Source organism: Cupriavidus pauculus (assembly GCF_002858765.1).
GTDB lineage: Bacteria > Pseudomonadota > Gammaproteobacteria > Burkholderiales > Burkholderiaceae > Cupriavidus > Cupriavidus pauculus_B.
On record NZ_PJRP01000019.1, the window covers coordinates 65638 to 80001 of the forward strand.

12 protein-coding genes are annotated in these 14364 nt (G+C 66.0%); 5 read left to right on the forward strand and 7 right to left on the reverse strand.

The annotated features are described in order from the left end of the window. Window positions 1-9: 9 nt before the first annotated feature. Together CYJ10_RS28235 and CYJ10_RS28240 are read left to right on the forward strand one after the other, a co-directional pair. Window positions 10-993, forward strand: a complete 984-nt coding sequence (locus tag CYJ10_RS28235; RefSeq protein ID WP_101684737.1) for an AAA family ATPase — start codon at window positions 10-12, stop codon at window positions 991-993. Window positions 994-1037: 44 nt separating this feature from the next. Further along, entirely contained in the window at window positions 1038-2036 is a 999-nt protein-coding gene (locus tag CYJ10_RS28240) for a DUF58 domain-containing protein (protein WP_101684738.1), read from the forward strand. A 37-nt stretch (window positions 2037-2073) separates the two neighbouring features. Here CYJ10_RS28240 and CYJ10_RS28245 read toward each other — a convergent pair whose 3' ends face one another. The 4 genes from CYJ10_RS28245 to CYJ10_RS28255 form a co-directional block, all read right to left on the reverse strand. Further along, window positions 2074-4308, reverse strand: coding sequence for a phosphocholine-specific phospholipase C (locus tag CYJ10_RS28245; protein ID WP_101684804.1), 2235 nt, complete (start codon window positions 4306-4308; stop codon window positions 2074-2076). A 49-nt stretch (window positions 4309-4357) separates the two neighbouring features. Continuing rightward, entirely contained in the window at window positions 4358-4519 is a 162-nt protein-coding gene (locus tag CYJ10_RS34295) for a hypothetical protein (RefSeq protein WP_180863087.1), read from the reverse strand. 245 nt (window positions 4520-4764) lie between these two features. Further along, the gene (locus CYJ10_RS28250) at window positions 4765-5721 is read right to left on the reverse strand and encodes a Bug family tripartite tricarboxylate transporter substrate binding protein (RefSeq protein WP_180863093.1); all 957 of its coding nucleotides are present in this window, start codon (window positions 5719-5721) and stop codon (window positions 4765-4767) included. Between the two features lie 72 nt (window positions 5722-5793). Further along, entirely contained in the window at window positions 5794-6933 is a 1140-nt protein-coding gene (locus CYJ10_RS28255) for an L-talarate/galactarate dehydratase (RefSeq protein WP_101684740.1), read from the reverse strand. Between the two features lie 300 nt (window positions 6934-7233). Between CYJ10_RS28255 and CYJ10_RS28260 the strand changes: the two genes are divergently transcribed. Further along, on the forward strand, window positions 7234-8229 hold the full coding sequence (locus tag CYJ10_RS28260) for a LacI family DNA-binding transcriptional regulator (RefSeq protein WP_101684741.1): 996 nt from the start codon (window positions 7234-7236) through the stop codon (window positions 8227-8229). A 31-nt stretch (window positions 8230-8260) separates the two neighbouring features. Here the strand turns inward: CYJ10_RS28260 and pdxR are convergent, their stop codons facing one another. Further along, a complete protein-coding gene (gene pdxR / locus CYJ10_RS28265; RefSeq protein WP_101684742.1) occupies window positions 8261-9736 on the reverse strand; it encodes a MocR-like pyridoxine biosynthesis transcription factor PdxR in 1476 nt (491 codons plus the stop codon). A 134-nt stretch (window positions 9737-9870) separates the two neighbouring features. On the opposite strand from pdxR, the gene CYJ10_RS28270 reads away from it, so the two are divergent. Continuing rightward, window positions 9871-10512, forward strand: coding sequence for an FMN-binding negative transcriptional regulator (locus CYJ10_RS28270; RefSeq protein WP_101684743.1), 642 nt, complete (start codon window positions 9871-9873; stop codon window positions 10510-10512). A gap of 12 nt (window positions 10513-10524) precedes the next feature. Here CYJ10_RS28270 and CYJ10_RS28275 read toward each other — a convergent pair whose 3' ends face one another. Further along, window positions 10525-11643 carry a type I restriction endonuclease gene (locus CYJ10_RS28275; RefSeq protein WP_101684744.1) on the reverse strand — a complete coding sequence of 373 codons (1119 nt, stop codon included), beginning with the start codon at window positions 11641-11643 and terminating at the stop codon, window positions 10525-10527. 129 nt (window positions 11644-11772) lie between these two features. After that, window positions 11773-12648, reverse strand: a complete 876-nt coding sequence (locus CYJ10_RS28280; protein WP_101684745.1) for a LysR family transcriptional regulator — start codon at window positions 12646-12648, stop codon at window positions 11773-11775. Between the two features lie 135 nt (window positions 12649-12783). Between CYJ10_RS28280 and argH the strand changes: the two genes are divergently transcribed. Continuing rightward, window positions 12784-14292 (forward strand): argininosuccinate lyase, encoded by a 1509-nt coding sequence (gene argH, locus CYJ10_RS28285; protein ID WP_101684746.1) that lies wholly within the window; start codon window positions 12784-12786, stop codon window positions 14290-14292. Window positions 14293-14364: the final 72 nt, after the last annotated feature.

A 14364-nucleotide genomic window follows, 5' to 3' on the forward strand; every position in this document is an offset into this window, starting at 1 on the left:
GAGACCACGATGAGTGCGCGCGACGACATCCTGCAGCTTCAGGCGCGCATGGGCGAATCGATCGTCGGCCAGGCACGCATGATCGAGCGGTTGCTGCTGGGCCTGCTGGCCAACGGCCATCTGCTGGTGGAGGGCCTGCCCGGCCTGGCCAAGACGCGGGCGATCAAGAGCCTGGCCCGGCATCTGGACGCCAGGCTGTCGCGCGTGCAGTTCACCCCCGACCTGCTGCCCGCCGACATCACCGGGTCCGACATCTATGTCACCGATGGCGGCAAGGGCGAATTCCGCTTCCAGCCTGGGCCGCTGTTTGCCAACCTGGTGCTGGCCGACGAGGTGAACCGGTCGCCCGCCAAGGTACAGGCGGCGCTGCTGGAGGCCATGGAGGAGCGGCAGGTGACTGTCGGCGGCAAGACCCATCGGCTGGAACCGCTGTTCCTGGTGATGGCCACGCAGAATCCGATCGAGCAGGAAGGCACGTATCCGCTGCCCGAGGCGCAGATGGACCGCTTTCTGATGCACGTGAGTGTCGGCTACCCGCAGGCCGATGCCGAGGCGCAGATCATCCGGCTGGCCCGGGCGGAAGAGGACGACGGCGGCACCGCAAGTCCGGGCGCACACGGCGACGCCGGGCGCCTGTCGCCCGAAGTCATCTTCTCCGCTCGCCAGGCCATTCACGGCGTGACGGTCAGCGAGCCGGTGGAGCGCTACATCGTCACGCTGGTACAGGCTACGCGGGACGCGGGGCGGTTCGACGACGACCTGAAGCGGTGGATTCAGGTGGGCGTGAGCCCGCGTGGATCGATCGGACTCGACAAGGTGGCCCGCGCCATCGCCTGGCTGCGTGGCCGCGACCATGTGACGCCCGACGACGTGCAGGCCGTGGTGCACGACGTGTTCCGCCATCGGCTGATTCTGTCGTACGAGGCCCATGCGGCGGCCGTGGCCGCCGACGCCGTGATCGACCGCCTGCTCGAACGCGTGGCGGTGGCCTGACCGCGCCACACTGACACTGACACCACATACCGGCACCACGCGCCATGACCCGCGACATCGCCGCGCGCGCCCGCGCCCAGGCCAACACCAACCCCGCGCCGGCCGCTTCGCAGGGGGTGCCCGGCGTCAGCGTGGACCTTGCCGCGCTGGCCACGCTCGAAGCCAGCGTGCGCGACTTCCATTTCCGCACCCGGCAACCGGTACATAGCCTGCTGTCGGGGCGGCATGGGTCGCGTGTGCATGGCCGGGGCCTGGCCTTCGAGGAACTGCGCCTGTACCTGCCCGGCGACGATGTCCGGTCGATGGACTGGCGCGTGACCGCCCGTACCGGCAAGCCGCACGTGCGTTTGTATGCCGAGGAAAAGGAACGGCCGGTGCTGCTGGTGGTGGACCAGCGCATGAACATGTTCTTCGGCAGCCGGCGGGCCATGAAATCGGTGACGGCGGCCGAGGCGGCGGCGCTGGCCGCATGGCGGGTGCTGGCCGATGGCGACCGCGTGGGCGGCGTGATGTTCGGGGATGCCGAACTGACCAGCTTGGCGCCACAGCGCAGCCGCCATGGCGTGCTGCATCTGCTGGGCGACCTGGCACGGCACAACCAGCGCCTGCGCGCCGATGCACGGGCCCAGCGCGGCGCTACGCAGCTGAACGGGGCGCTGCAGCGAGCGCTGCGGCTGGCGCACCACGACCATCTGGTCATCGTGATCAGCGATTTCGATGGCAGCGATGAGCAGACCCGGCACCTGATGCTGGCGCTACGCAGCCGTAACGACGTGCTGTCGGTGCTGGTCTACGACCCGTTCCTGCTGGAGCTGCCCGCGTCGGGGCAACTGGTGGTCAGCGACGGTGAGCTGCAGGTGGAACTGGGCTTCGGCCGCGAGGCGCTGCGACGCAATGTGCGCAGCTTTGCCGATGGCCACAGCGCCACGCTGATGGACTGGCACAAGGCCATCGGCGTGCCGCTGCTGCCGTTGTCGGCGGCGGAGGACACCGCCGCCCAGTTGCGCAGGCTGCTGGGGCGGGCGGCGGCCGGCACGCCTTGATGGCACATCAGGCGGCGCCGGCGTTCGTCGCTGAGGCTCAGCCTTCGCCCATCGCCGGGTCGCTGACGGTGTGCTTGCCTGTCTCCACGCGTCCGGCAAAGCGCCGGTAGTACGCGGGGTCGCTGCTGCACGTGACCGCGAAGTCGTACCACTGACCGCTATCCTGCAGCTTCCAGTCCAGCGTGGATGTGGCACCGGCCCCCACGGTGGCCTGCCACGGGCCGTCCGTGCGGTAGGCCATCGGCGTCACCGTGAACGTGCAGGGCTGGGCGCCCTTGTTGATCAGGTCCACAAAGACGTTGCCATTGGCGATGTCGTAGCAGACGCGGATCTCCGGCGAGGCCGCAGCGGCGCCCAGGCGGTTCAGGTCGCCCTTGAAGTGGCGGTGGTAGCCGTTCGGGCCCAGCACCCAGAGGTCGTACTGGCCGAAATTGTCGAGCCCGGCGTCCCAGGTATCGATCAGCGTCTTGCCCGCTTCCACCATGTAGCGGCGCGGCACGCGATCGAGCTTGTAGACGTCATAGACGTGGAACACGGCTGCCTGCGTGCCGGTGTTGGCGAAGATCAGTTCGACCTGGCCGCCGTTGTAGCAGCGCGCGCTGGTGTGCAGCTCGTAGGGCAGGGCACGCGACGGGCGGGTGCCCGGCGCCTGCAACGGCAGCGGCATGTCGCGGGGCACCGGCACGGCGGGCAAGGCCTGCTGCGCCGCACGCAACTGGTCGGCGGCGGTACGCGTGGAGCGGCCGGACAGCGTCGGCAAGGCCTCGGCGTTCGGCGTCTTGAAGTTGAAGGTGCTGGTCAGGTCGCCACAGACCGCGCGGCGGAACGGGCTGATATTGGGCTCCTGGACGCCGAAGCGGGCTTCCAGGAAGCGCAGCACCGACGTATGGTCGAACACCTGCGAATTCACCCAGCCGCCCCGGCTCCACGGCGAGATCACGTACAGCGGCACGCGCGGCCCGGGGCCGTAGACGCGACCGTCGGCGGCGGGCTGGCCGGTGCTGCCGACCGGCGCGCCATGCGTGAAATACTCGGCCTTCAGATCGGCCTCGGTCAGCGTGGTCTTGCCGGCGTAGCTCTTGTCCGGATTCAGCGACGGCGCGGACGGCGACGGCATGTGGTCGAAGTAGCCGTCGTTCTCGTCGAAGTTGATCAGCAGGACGGTCTTGCTCCAGACCTCCGGGTTGGCGGTCAGCGCATCGAGCACTTCCTGCAGGAACCACGACCCCTGCACCGGGCTGGACGGGCCGGGGTGCTCGCAGTAGATCGACGGGGCGTTGATCCACGACACCTGCGGCAGCGTGCCGTTCATCACGTCGCGGCGGAAGGCGTCCAGGTACTGCTCCGGCTGCGTGCCCGGCAGCGTGTTGGCAACGCCCTTGTAGAGCGGATTGGCCGCGTTATCGGTGGCGGCGTCATACGCCTTGTAGGGCACGGCCTGTCCGGTGTTGGTGTAGGGCACCCCCGGCGAGCCGCCGCTGGATACCGGAAAGCCCGAGTTCAGGTTGGCGCGGCGGAACGTCTGGAATGCGCCGAGCATGTTGTCGCCCCATTCGTCGGGCATGTTCTGGTAGCTGATCCAGCTGACGCCGGCTTCTTCCAGGCGCTCGGCGTAGGTCTTCCACGTGTAGCCCTTGGTGGCATCGGCCGCGACGCCGTTGATGGCATCCCATTCGTTGTTCACGAACGCCACGTTCTGCGGCATCGCGCCGTTGGTGCCGGTCATGTGGAACGAACGGTTGGCGTCGGTGCCGGTGTGCATCGCGCAGTGGTAGGCATCGCAGATCGTGAACGCGTTGGCCAGTGCGAACTGGAACGGCAGTTCCTTCTGCTTGAAATAGCCCATCGACGTATCGGTCTTGGCCACCGGCCAGCGCGACATGCGGCCGTTGTCCCACGCCTGCTGGCTGTCGGCCCAGGCGTGCGGGGTGCCGGACACGCGCTGGGCGTTGTTGGCCGTGCTGTCGAGGTGATACGGGGTAATCAGCGTGCCGTTGGTGCGCTCCTGCTGCCAGACCTTGCGGCCGTTCGGCATCGGGATCGTGATCCGGTCACCAAAACCGCGTACACCGTTGAGCGTGCCGAAGTAGTGGTCGAAGGAGCGGTTCTCCTGCATCAGGATGACCACGTGCTGCACGTCCATGATCGTGCCGGTGACGTTGCTGGCCGGGATGGCCAGCGCGCGGCGGATGCTGGGCGGGAAGGCGGCGAGCGCTGCGGCCGAAAAAGCGGCGCCTGCGCTCGTCTGCAGGAATTTGCGGCGAGAGTTCATGTTCTGGCTGTACAAGGGAGAGTCGGGCGGTGCGTGCGGTCGGCGCGCATCACGGCGCGCAGCGTTTTTCGACCGGCTGGGACGGGGTGCCGCCCGGGTTCGACGGATTGGACGGATTGGCAGGGCCATCGTCGTTGCCGCCACAGGCGGACAGTGCCGCGGCCGTCAGGCAGACGGCCAGCAGCACCCTGGTCAGGCGCATGGATTGCATTTGGGGAGTCCTCGGCTTTGAGGGTGATTCAGGGTAATTCGAGAAATGTGCTTCCGGAGGCCCGCCAAGACTAAGGACGAAACGTGACAAACCAGTGACGCAATGAGCGCATCTGGCAACCAGATGTAAAAAGACGTCTTGTCACGGAAATGAAAAAAGGGCGCCATGATGGCGCCCTTTGGCGATGGTATTTACCGCGCGCGCGGCGGCCCGTGAACGGGCCTGGCCGCGCTGTTGGCGGAGGCTTAGTCGGCCGTGATGTTGCCGGTCTGGATCACCTTCTTCCAGCGCGCGAACTCCGATGCCTGGAACGCCGTGAACTGTTCCGGCGTATTGGCCACGACCTCGAAACCCAGTTCCAGCAGCTTGGGCTTGTTGGCCGGATCGTTCATGGCCGCCACCACGGCGCTGTGCAGCTTGGCCTTGATATCGGCCGGCAGCCCCTTGGGCGCGGCGATGGCCTGCCACGAATACACGGTCACGCCCTTGTAGCCGAGTTCTTCCATGGTCGGCACGTCGGGCAGGATCGGCGACCGCTTGCTGCTGGTGATGGCCAGCGCGCGCAGCTTGCCGGCCTTCAGGTGCGGCACGGCGGTATTGATGTTCATGAACGTGGCATCCACCTGGCTGCCGAGCAGGTCGTTCAGCGCCGGCGCGCCGCCCTTATACGGAACGTGGACGCCCGTGGTGCCGGTCTGCTGCCAGAACAGTTCGGCGGTCAGGTGGTCGCTGGTGCCGTTGCCGGCCGACGCGAACGTCATCTTGTTCGGATTGGCTTTCTCGTAGTTGACGACGTCCTGCAGCGACTTGTACGGCGAGCTGGCCGGCACGGCCAGCACGTTGGGCGCCTGCACGGCCACGCTGATGTAGTCGAAGTCCTTGGTCGGGTCATAGCCGGCGGTCTTCGTCAGGTGCGGGCCGATCACGAACGGGCCCAGCGACGACACGAACAGCGTGTAGCCGTCGGCCGGGGCACGCTTGGCGGCGGCCGCGCCGATCATGCCGGCTGCGCCGGGGCGGTTGTCCACCACGAAGCTGCCACCGAACGTCTGCTGGAACTTGGCGCTCAGGATGCGGGCGATGTTGTCCGTCGACCCGCCCGGCGGGAACGGCACGATCATCGTCACCGGCTTTTCTGGCCAGGCGGCATGAGCCGCCGCCATGGTGACCCCAAGCAGTAGCGAAACCAGCGCTTTCTTCATCATCGTTGTCTCCTTGTGTTTCCGTTTTACTGATGTTTGCGGTGATGTTGTCTGACGACTGCGGACCCTCGATCAGCTGGCGCTGAATTCGGCCTGCTCGCGCGTCCAGGCGCGTGCCTGTTCGCTGACGGTCAGCCCCAGGCCCGGGCGGGTCGGGACGATGATGCGGCCGTTCGCAATGTCCAGCCGCTCGTTGAACAGCGGTTCGAGCCAGTCGAAATGCTCGACCCACGGCTCGCGCGGATACGCGGCGGCCAGATGCACGTGCAGTTCCATCGCGAAGTGGGGCGCGATCATCAGCCCGGCATGCTCGGCCAGCGCGCAGACCTTCAGGAACGGCGTGATACCCCCCACGCGCGGCGCGTCGGGCATCAGGTAGTCGGCCGCGCGATGGCGGATCAGGTCCCAGTGCTCGGCGGCGCTGGTCAGCATCTCGCCGGTGGCGATGGGCGTGTCGAACTGCTGCGCAAGCGCGGCATGGCCCTCGTGGTCGTAGGCGTCGAGCGGCTCCTCGATCCACACCAGGTTGAACGACTCGAACGTGCGGCACATGCGCTGCGCGGTGGGGCGATCCCACTGCTGGTTGGCATCGACCATGATGGGCACGGCGTCGCCCAGTTTTTCGCGCACGGCGGACACGCGCTGGATGTCGATCTTGCCGTCCGGCTGGCCCACCTTCAGCTTGATGCCGCCGATGCCGCGCTCCACCGACGCGGCCGCGTTGACCAGCAGTTGGTCCAGCGGCGTATGCAGGAAGCCGCCCGACGTGTTGTAGCAGCGGACGGAATCGCGATGCGAGCCCAGCAGCTTGGCCAGCGACAGGCCGGCGCGCTTTGCCTTGAGATCCCATAGCGCCACGTCGAAGGCACCGATGGCCTGCGTCGACAGACCGCTGCGTCCGACCGAGGCGCCGGCCCAGCACAGCTTGTCCCACAGCTTGGCGATGTCGCTCGGATCCTCGCCCAGCAGGGTCGGGGCGATTTCCCGGGCGTGCGCAAACTGGCCGGGGCCACCGGCGCGCTTGGAATAGCTGAAGCCCAGTCCTTCGTGGCCGCTGGCCGTGCGGATTTCGGCAAACAGGATGGCCACTTCCGTCATCGGCTTCTGGCGGCCGGTCAGTACCTTGGCGTCGCTGATCGGCGTGGCCAGCGGCAGGTAGCAGGACGACAGGCGAATGGAGGTGATGGCGTCAGAGGCGGGGGAGGTGGTCATAAGGCGGTGCAATCCTGTGAGACTTCCTAGACTTCGGACATCGTATGACATCGTTGTCAAAAAATGGCCGGATGTCGGCCTGTATGCGTTGCTATAATGCCGGCCGCCGCAAAGTTGCGCGCGATATACGCAGGCAAACCCCTGCAACGTGCCATGAAAATGCGTCATCCGTCTGATTCGGGACTTTGTCCGGGACAGCGGATGAGAAGAATGCTAACGTTGTCATTTGAGACGGTCAACCGTTACGACGGCAGTTGGCATCGTCGTTTACCCGCACCCTATCCATTTACCAGAACAGGCATGGCTGATTCATCCGGCGGCAAGTCCGTCACGCTGCACGATGTGGCGCGCGAAGCAGGGGTGTCCCTGATCACGGCATCGCGCGCGCTCGGCAATCCGGGACTGGTTTCCGCCAAGACGATCGCCCGCGTGCAGCAGGCCGTGGAGATCACCGGCTATATCCCGAACCTGCTGGCCGGCGGCCTGAAATCGCGCCGCAGCCTGACCGTGGCGGCGCTCGTGCCAAACATCGCCGTCGCGCAGTTCATTCCTACCGTCAAGGCGCTGACCGATGCGCTGGATGCGGCCGGCTACCAGCTGATCCTGGGGCAGACCGGCTATGACCATGCTCGCGAAGAGGCGCTGCTGGGCACCATGATCAGCCGCCGGCCCGATGGCATCGTGATAACGGGGCTCGTGCACGCCCAGGCATCACGCGACCGCCTGCGCCGTTCCGGCATTCCGGTGGTGGAAACGTGGGACCTGAGCGACCGGCCGGTCGACATGGCGGTGGGCTTCTCGCACCTGAAGGTCGGCAGCGCCGTGGCCGGATACTTTCTGGCCAAGGGCTGGCGACGGTTCGGCATCGCCACGGGCGACGACCAGCGCGCAGCCGTACGTCGCGAAGGGTTCATCTCGACGCTGGGCCACGACGTGCCCACGGCACGCGTGCCCGCACCCAGCAGCCTGGGACTGGGACGCCAGGCCCTGCGCAATCTGCTGGCGCAGGACCCGACCATCCAGGCCATCTTCTGCAGTTCCGACCAACTGGCGCAGGGTGTGATGGAAGAGGCGAGGGCGCGCGGCCTGCGCATCCCCGAGGATCTGGCGATCTGCGGCTTCGGCGACGCCGACTTTGCGGCGGACATGGCCCCGTCACTGACCACGGTACAGGTCGACGGCGCCGGCATCGGCACGCTGGCCGCCGGCCTGCTGCTGGCGCGCTGCCGGGGTGAGACCGTGCCGGAGCCGGTCGTGGACATGGGATTCAGGATTGTGGAGCGGGGGTCGACCTGAGCCCCAATCCCGCGCCAACGCGCAGGCGGCGTCAGCCTGAAGCGGCCACGCTGCCAATCACCCCCGCCAGCCGCCGCGTCGCCTCCTCGATTTCCTGATCCCCGAAGCCGCCGAATCCCAGCACCAGCCCCGGCGGTGGGCTGTCTCCCGCGTAGGTCGGCGATACCGCGCGTACCGCCACGCCGGCTTCGGCGGCGCGCCTGACCACTTCCCGATCGTTGATCCCCGGTGCCAGCCACAACACCAGATGCATGCCCTGGTCGGACGGCTGCAACCACGCCAGATCGGCGGGGATTTCCCGTTCGATCGTCCGGATCACGAATGCCCGCCGCTCGGCGTGCACGCCGCGCACGCGGCGGATATGGCGATCAAGATGGCCTTCGGCGATAAATGCGGCCAGCACGTGCTGGTCTGCCGTAGGCGGATGCCGATCCATCAGCACGCGTGCGCCGATATAGGCGTCGACCAGCGGCTCGGGCACCACCGCATAGCCCAGCCGCAGCGACGGATAAAGGATCTTGCTGAACGTGCCCAGGTAGACCACGCGCTCTGGCGCCAGCCCCTGCAGCGACGGAAACGGATGGCCGGCGTAGCGCAGTTCGCTGTCGTAGTCGTCCTCGACGACCCAGGCCTGCTGCGTGTCGGCCCACGCCAGCAAAGCCTTGCGGCGTGCCATGCTCAGCGGCATGCCCAGCGGGTACTGATGCGACGGCGTGACAAACGCGGCGCGCGCCTGCGGCGCCAGCGCGATGCCCGCTTCGACGTCGATGCCTTCCGCATCCACTGGCACGCGCGCGATGCGCTCGCGCGGCCCGATGCTTTCCAGAATGGCCGTAATGCCACGGTAGGCCGGGTTCTCGACCCATACGGCATCGGCGGCGTCGAGCAGCACCTGGCATGACAGGAACAGGCCCTGCTGGGTGCCCGTCGTGATCACGACCTGGCTCGCGTCGCAATGCACAGAGCGTGAGCGCCGCAGGTAGTCCGCAATCGCCTCGCGCAACGGCAACGCGCCTTGCGGTTCGCCGTAGCCGCCCGGTGCGGCACTGCCGCCGGCGCGCAACCGGTTGCCCAGCCGGCGCCAGTCTTCGTTGGGCGCAGCGGCGCCAGCAGGCACCGATACCGCGAACGGCACCTGCGGCAGCGCGGTGAATTCCCTGGCGATGGCGGCGAATTTCTGGGCGGCAGGGGGCAGCGCAACACTGTCTCGCGTGCGCCGTCGCGCGACCGGGACGGGCGCCAGTGCCGCTACCCGCGTGCCGGCGCCATGCTGTGCGCTGAACACGCCCTCGGCAACCAGCTGCTCGAAGGCCTCGACCACGGTGCCGCGCGACACCTTCAGCGCATTGGCGAGTGCGCGCGTGGACGGCAGCGATTCGCCGGGCTTCAGGTCGCCGAGCGCCACGGCGTCGCGCAGCGCCTGCACCAGTTGGCGGCTCAGCGGCCCTGCATCACGATCCAGCGCGCCAATAAACGGAATCTCGGGCACCTGTGCGGTTCTGGGCATGGCGGGGCAAACAGGGGGAAGGGAAGGGGAGAAAGTGGTCCGATGAAATCGGCATAAACTGGCCCTACACTCTACTCCAGTTTCCACCCAGAATACGGCTTCATCGCCCCTCCAAACACCACGCCGGAGCAGTCATGTACGTCCCCGCCCATTTTGAACTGGCCGACCAGCAGGCCATGCACGCGCTGATCGGCGCCAACCCGTTCGGCACCCTGTTCACACACGGGCGCAGCGGCATGGACGCCACCCACATTCCGTTTGAACTCGATCCGGCGCAGGGCGAATCGGGCATCCTCAAGGCCCACGTGGCTCGCGCGAATCCGGTCTGGCAGGACGTGGCCAATGGTGACGAGGTGCTGGTCGTGTTCCGCGCCGGCGATGCCTACATCTCGCCGAACTGGTATCCCAGCAAGCACGAAGCCCACAAGCAGGTGCCAACCTGGAACTACCAGGTGGTGCACGCCCACGGGCGCATCACCGTGCATGACGACGAGCGCTACGTGCGCGGCGTGGTGGCCCGCCTCACGCGCCACCACGAAGCCAGCCAGCCGCGTCCCTGGAAGATGTCCGACGCGCCGACCGATTTCATCGACACGCTGCTGAAGTCCATCGTCGGCATCGAGATCGAGATCACGCGCCTGCAAGGCAAGCTGAAACTGGGCCAGCACAAGGACGCCCGCGATATCCGCGGCCCCGGCGAGGCGCTGATGGGCCAGGGCAGCACAGTGATCGGGCAGGCAATGCTCGACCGGGCGGCGGAGAAGGAGCGGGGGTGAGGTAACGCCCGGTTATTCCTGGCCTGCCGGCACTTCCGTATCCGATGGCTTTTGCCTGGAAGGGTTGAGATAGCTGATGGCGCATGTCTTCAGCTTCTCGGCAAGGTCAAAGATGCTATCCACATTCTGCAACGGCACCCGCTCTTCCTCTTTGGCGTCGTTGAATATGCCAATGACAAGGCGCGCCTCGTTGTTAAAGCGCAGCCGGCAAATGGGCTTCCGATTGTTATCGTCGAACAGGATCGCGCAGTAAGTTGCAGCATCCCTGATGGCGATCCGCGAAGGTGGCACCACCGTTCTGAGGATGGCCCGGATAATCTGGTATGCCTCGATCTCCAGGGGCGATGGCTCGACCGGACCCGCTGGCTCTTCAGCGTCGCTCAGCTCGGCCTTACCGGACGGAATCAATGAGGTCTCGGGACTCATGGCACCTTTCAGGCGTTCATTGATTTTGTCGGCAATCAGTTGCTGAAAAGCATGCTTGGTGATCTGGGTGAACTGGTCCTTGATAGCAGCCCGGAATTGCTTGCCCGCGAGGAAGTCTGCCGAGACCAGGCGTACAAAATCCTCTGGAGGTTCGGCCATCCAGGCGGCCAGCGTGTTCTTGATCGAGCGGGTGTACTTGAGATGATTCGCCGTGGTCAGGATGTTCTCAAGATCGAAGGCGGCTTTGGCAAACTTCTTCAGTTCCTCGACATCCTGCTCTCTGAAATCCATCAGATTGAATTCAAAGAATGGCTTCTCGTCCATTCTGTTCGGCTTTTCGAGGTCCGTGAAAAACCGGTAGGTCGTGCCGTTTGTCAGAACGCCGAATCTGGCCTCTGTCACATGAAAATATCGAAAGAGCTGGCTCGCATGGTTGATATTGAGGTCGCCTCCCGATTTCTTGCATTCAAAAAGAATAATCGGCTTCCCTTCCCTGAGAATCGCGTAGTCGACCTTTTCGCCCTTTTTCGTTCCGACGTCCGCAATCAGTTCCGGGGTGACTTCAAGGGGATCGAATACGTTGTATCCGAGTAAATGAATGAATGGCATGACCATCGCATTCTTGGTGGCCTCCTCGGTCTGAACCATATCCTTCGCGGCGGCGACTCGTGCCGCAAGCGTACGCACCTCGTCGATAAAGTCCATGGTATTCACCCCCTGATTTGGATTTTCGAGCGATTCTGGCACGGGGCGCACGCGATTTCCAGTGGTTGAACTATTCCTGCATTATCAGATATTGCAAACGCATTAATCAGCGAAAATATTCGATTAGTCTTACCCCCGCATCACCTCCCGCACGCAACCCAGGAATTCCTGGGCCAGTGCCGGCACGGGGTGCTGCTGGTTGACCAGCACGAAGCTCTCGAATTCGATGGCGGGCTCGAATGGCAGTGCCTTCAGGCCGGGGAACCGGAGACTGCGCACCACCAGCGGGTTCACCACGCTCACGCCGAGACCCATTTCCACCATCGTGCAGATGGTGGCGGCGTAGGGGGTTTCCAGCGTCAGCACGCGTCGGTCGGGGTCAAACGCGGCGTCGACAATGGCGCGTGTACCGTCGCCGTGCGTCAGCGAGATGAAGGGTTCGCCGGCCAGGTCGCCGGCACGCACGCGTCGTTTTTTCGCCAGGCTATGGGCAGTCGGTACGATGCAGACACCGGCCTCGCGGTGCAGGGGATCGCTCTGGATGCCCGCCATTTCCACCAGGTAAGACACCAGGCCGACGTCGCAGAACCGCGCTGCCGTCCATTTGGCCACGGTCGGTGAATCGCTCGTGTGCACGGCGATTGGCACGTCTGGATGCAGGGTCCGGAAGCGGGCAATCGCCTGGGGCATCACGGTCATGGCGATCGACGGCACCGTGCCCACGCGCAGCGTGCCGACACCCACCTCGCGGATCGAGCGCGCGGACGCCTGCAGGCTGTCCAGCCCGACAAAGGCCCGCTCGACATCGCGGAACATCGCATCGGCTTCCACGGTGGGCGTCAGGCGCCCGGCAATGCGCGTGAACAGCCGGAAGCCACAGGCCTTTTCCAGTTGGCCGATCACCCGGCTGATATTGGGCTGCGAGGTGTGCAGCTGCGTGGCCGCAATGGTCATCGAACCGGACAGCATCACGGCACGAAACGCTTCGATCTGCTTGAAATTCATGAGACTGGCGCCGGTGCAAAGGGAAGGTGGACGTGCGCCGATGGTATATCAAATCCGTATGCGGACGATGAAACCGCTGATTTGACGATATGTCGACCCGATTCCCATACTGGGCTCCAACAACGAGGAGAAAGCATGGAATCGAAGGTCAGCCGCCGCCTGACGCAAGCCACCGCCCCCGAAGTCTGCGAGCACATCTACCTGCCGCGGCTGCATCGTGAATTCGGCCCCGGCTTCCGCTATCTCACCGACATCAACCAGGCACACCTGCTGATGCTGCACGGCGCCGGCCTGATCCCGACCGATGTGGCGGGCACGCTGGCCCGGGCGCTGCGCCAGATCGAGCAAGACGGCCCGGCCGCCGTGCCGCTGGACCCCGAGCGCGAAGACGCCTATTTCAACTACGAAGCGCGCCTGATGGCCGTGGCGGGTGCCGATGCCGGCGGCCGTCTTCATGTGGCGCGCAGCCGCAATGACATCCTCGCCACGCACGACAGGCTGCGCGCCCGCGATACCGTGCTGGCGCTTCTGACCACCCTGACCGATACGCGCGACGTGGTGCTGCAACAAGCCGCCGCCCACGCCGATGCAGTGATGCCCGGCTACACGCACCTGCAGGCCGCGCAACCGATCACCTATGGCTATTACCTGTCCGGCGTGGCGCAGGCGATGGGGCGCGATATCGCCCGGCTGCGCCATGCACTGGATGGCCTCGATGCCTGCCCGCTGGGCGCGGGCGCGCTGGCCGGCACGGCGTTCCCGATCGATCGGGCGGCCACGGCACGCTGGCTGGGCTTTTCCACCTACGCGCCGAATTCGCTCGACGCCGTGGCCTCGCGCGACTTTGCCTGGGAAATCCTGTCCGCCATCACGATTGCCACGGTCACCTGGGGCCGCGTGGCGCAGGACCTGTATGTCTGGGCGACGCCGGAGTTCGGCCTGATCGACTTCCCGGACAGCGTGGCCGGCACGTCGAGCATCATGCCGCAGAAGAAAAACCCGGTCGTGCTGGAATACCTGAAGGGCAAGGGCGGGCACATGATTGGCCTGCTGACGGCGTCGCTGGCCGCGCTGAAGGGCAGCCACTTCACACACAGCGGCGACGGCAACCGCGAAAGCATGCGTGGCTTCTGGGAGGCCACGGACGAAGCACTGCGCTGTGCCAGCCTGCTCAAGCTCGTGCTGGAAAACGCCACGCCACAGTGCGGCAACATGCTGGCGCGCGCCCGCCGCGACTTTTCTTCGGCCACCGACCTGGCCGACATGCTGGTGCGTGACGCCGGCATGTCTTTCCGCGAGGCCCACCATGTGGTGGGCGCGGTGGTGCGCGAGGCGCTGGACCGGCACATCCCCGCCTGCGAGATCGACAGCGACATGGTGAACCGGGCGGCGGTGCATCACATCGGCCGAGCGCTGGCGCTGGATGCCGCATCCGTGGCGCGCTGCCTGGACCCGGAGCAGGGCGTTGCCGCGCGCCTGGCTGCCGGCGGCCCCGCGCCGGACCTGGTACGTGATCAGGTCGACGCCCAGCTTGCCGCGCTGGCGCAAGACCGCCATGCCATCGACGCGCTGCACCACACCGTGGAGACGAATCGTGCCACGATGAAGCACGCGGTCGAACAACTCGCCAGCCGGCATCCGTAGCCACATCGCCAAGTCGCCCATAGCCGGCCCGCGATCCTTTTTCCACGACTGTCCGACCCGGAGATCCGCCCC

Bases quoted from the DNA above. Each gene is read 5' to 3' on its own strand.
- CYJ10_RS28255 (WP_101684740.1), bottom strand. From the start codon at position 6,933: ATGACCACCTCCCCCGCCTCTGACGCCATCACCTCCATTCGCCTGTCG.
- CYJ10_RS28245 (WP_101684804.1), bottom strand. From the start codon at position 4,308: ATGAACTCTCGCCGCAAATTCCTGCAGACGAGCGCAGGCGCCGCTTTT.
- pdxR (WP_101684742.1), bottom strand. From the start codon at position 9,736: ATGCCCAGAACCGCACAGGTGCCCGAGATTCCGTTTATTGGCGCGCTG.
- CYJ10_RS28280 (WP_101684745.1), bottom strand. From the start codon at position 12,648: ATGAATTTCAAGCAGATCGAAGCGTTTCGTGCCGTGATGCTGTCCGGT.
- CYJ10_RS28270 (WP_101684743.1), top strand. From the start codon at position 9,871: ATGTACGTCCCCGCCCATTTTGAACTGGCCGACCAGCAGGCCATGCAC.
- CYJ10_RS28275 (WP_101684744.1), bottom strand. From the start codon at position 11,643: ATGGACTTTATCGACGAGGTGCGTACGCTTGCGGCACGAGTCGCCGCC.
- CYJ10_RS28250 (WP_180863093.1), bottom strand. From the start codon at position 5,721: ATGAAGAAAGCGCTGGTTTCGCTACTGCTTGGGGTCACCATGGCGGCG.
- CYJ10_RS28260 (WP_101684741.1), top strand. From the start codon at position 7,234: ATGGCTGATTCATCCGGCGGCAAGTCCGTCACGCTGCACGATGTGGCG.
- CYJ10_RS28240 (WP_101684738.1), top strand. From the start codon at position 1,038: ATGACCCGCGACATCGCCGCGCGCGCCCGCGCCCAGGCCAACACCAAC.
- argH (WP_101684746.1), top strand. From the start codon at position 12,784: ATGGAATCGAAGGTCAGCCGCCGCCTGACGCAAGCCACCGCCCCCGAA.
- CYJ10_RS34295 (WP_180863087.1), bottom strand. From the start codon at position 4,519: ATGCAATCCATGCGCCTGACCAGGGTGCTGCTGGCCGTCTGCCTGACG.
- CYJ10_RS28235 (WP_101684737.1), top strand. From the start codon at position 10: ATGAGTGCGCGCGACGACATCCTGCAGCTTCAGGCGCGCATGGGCGAA.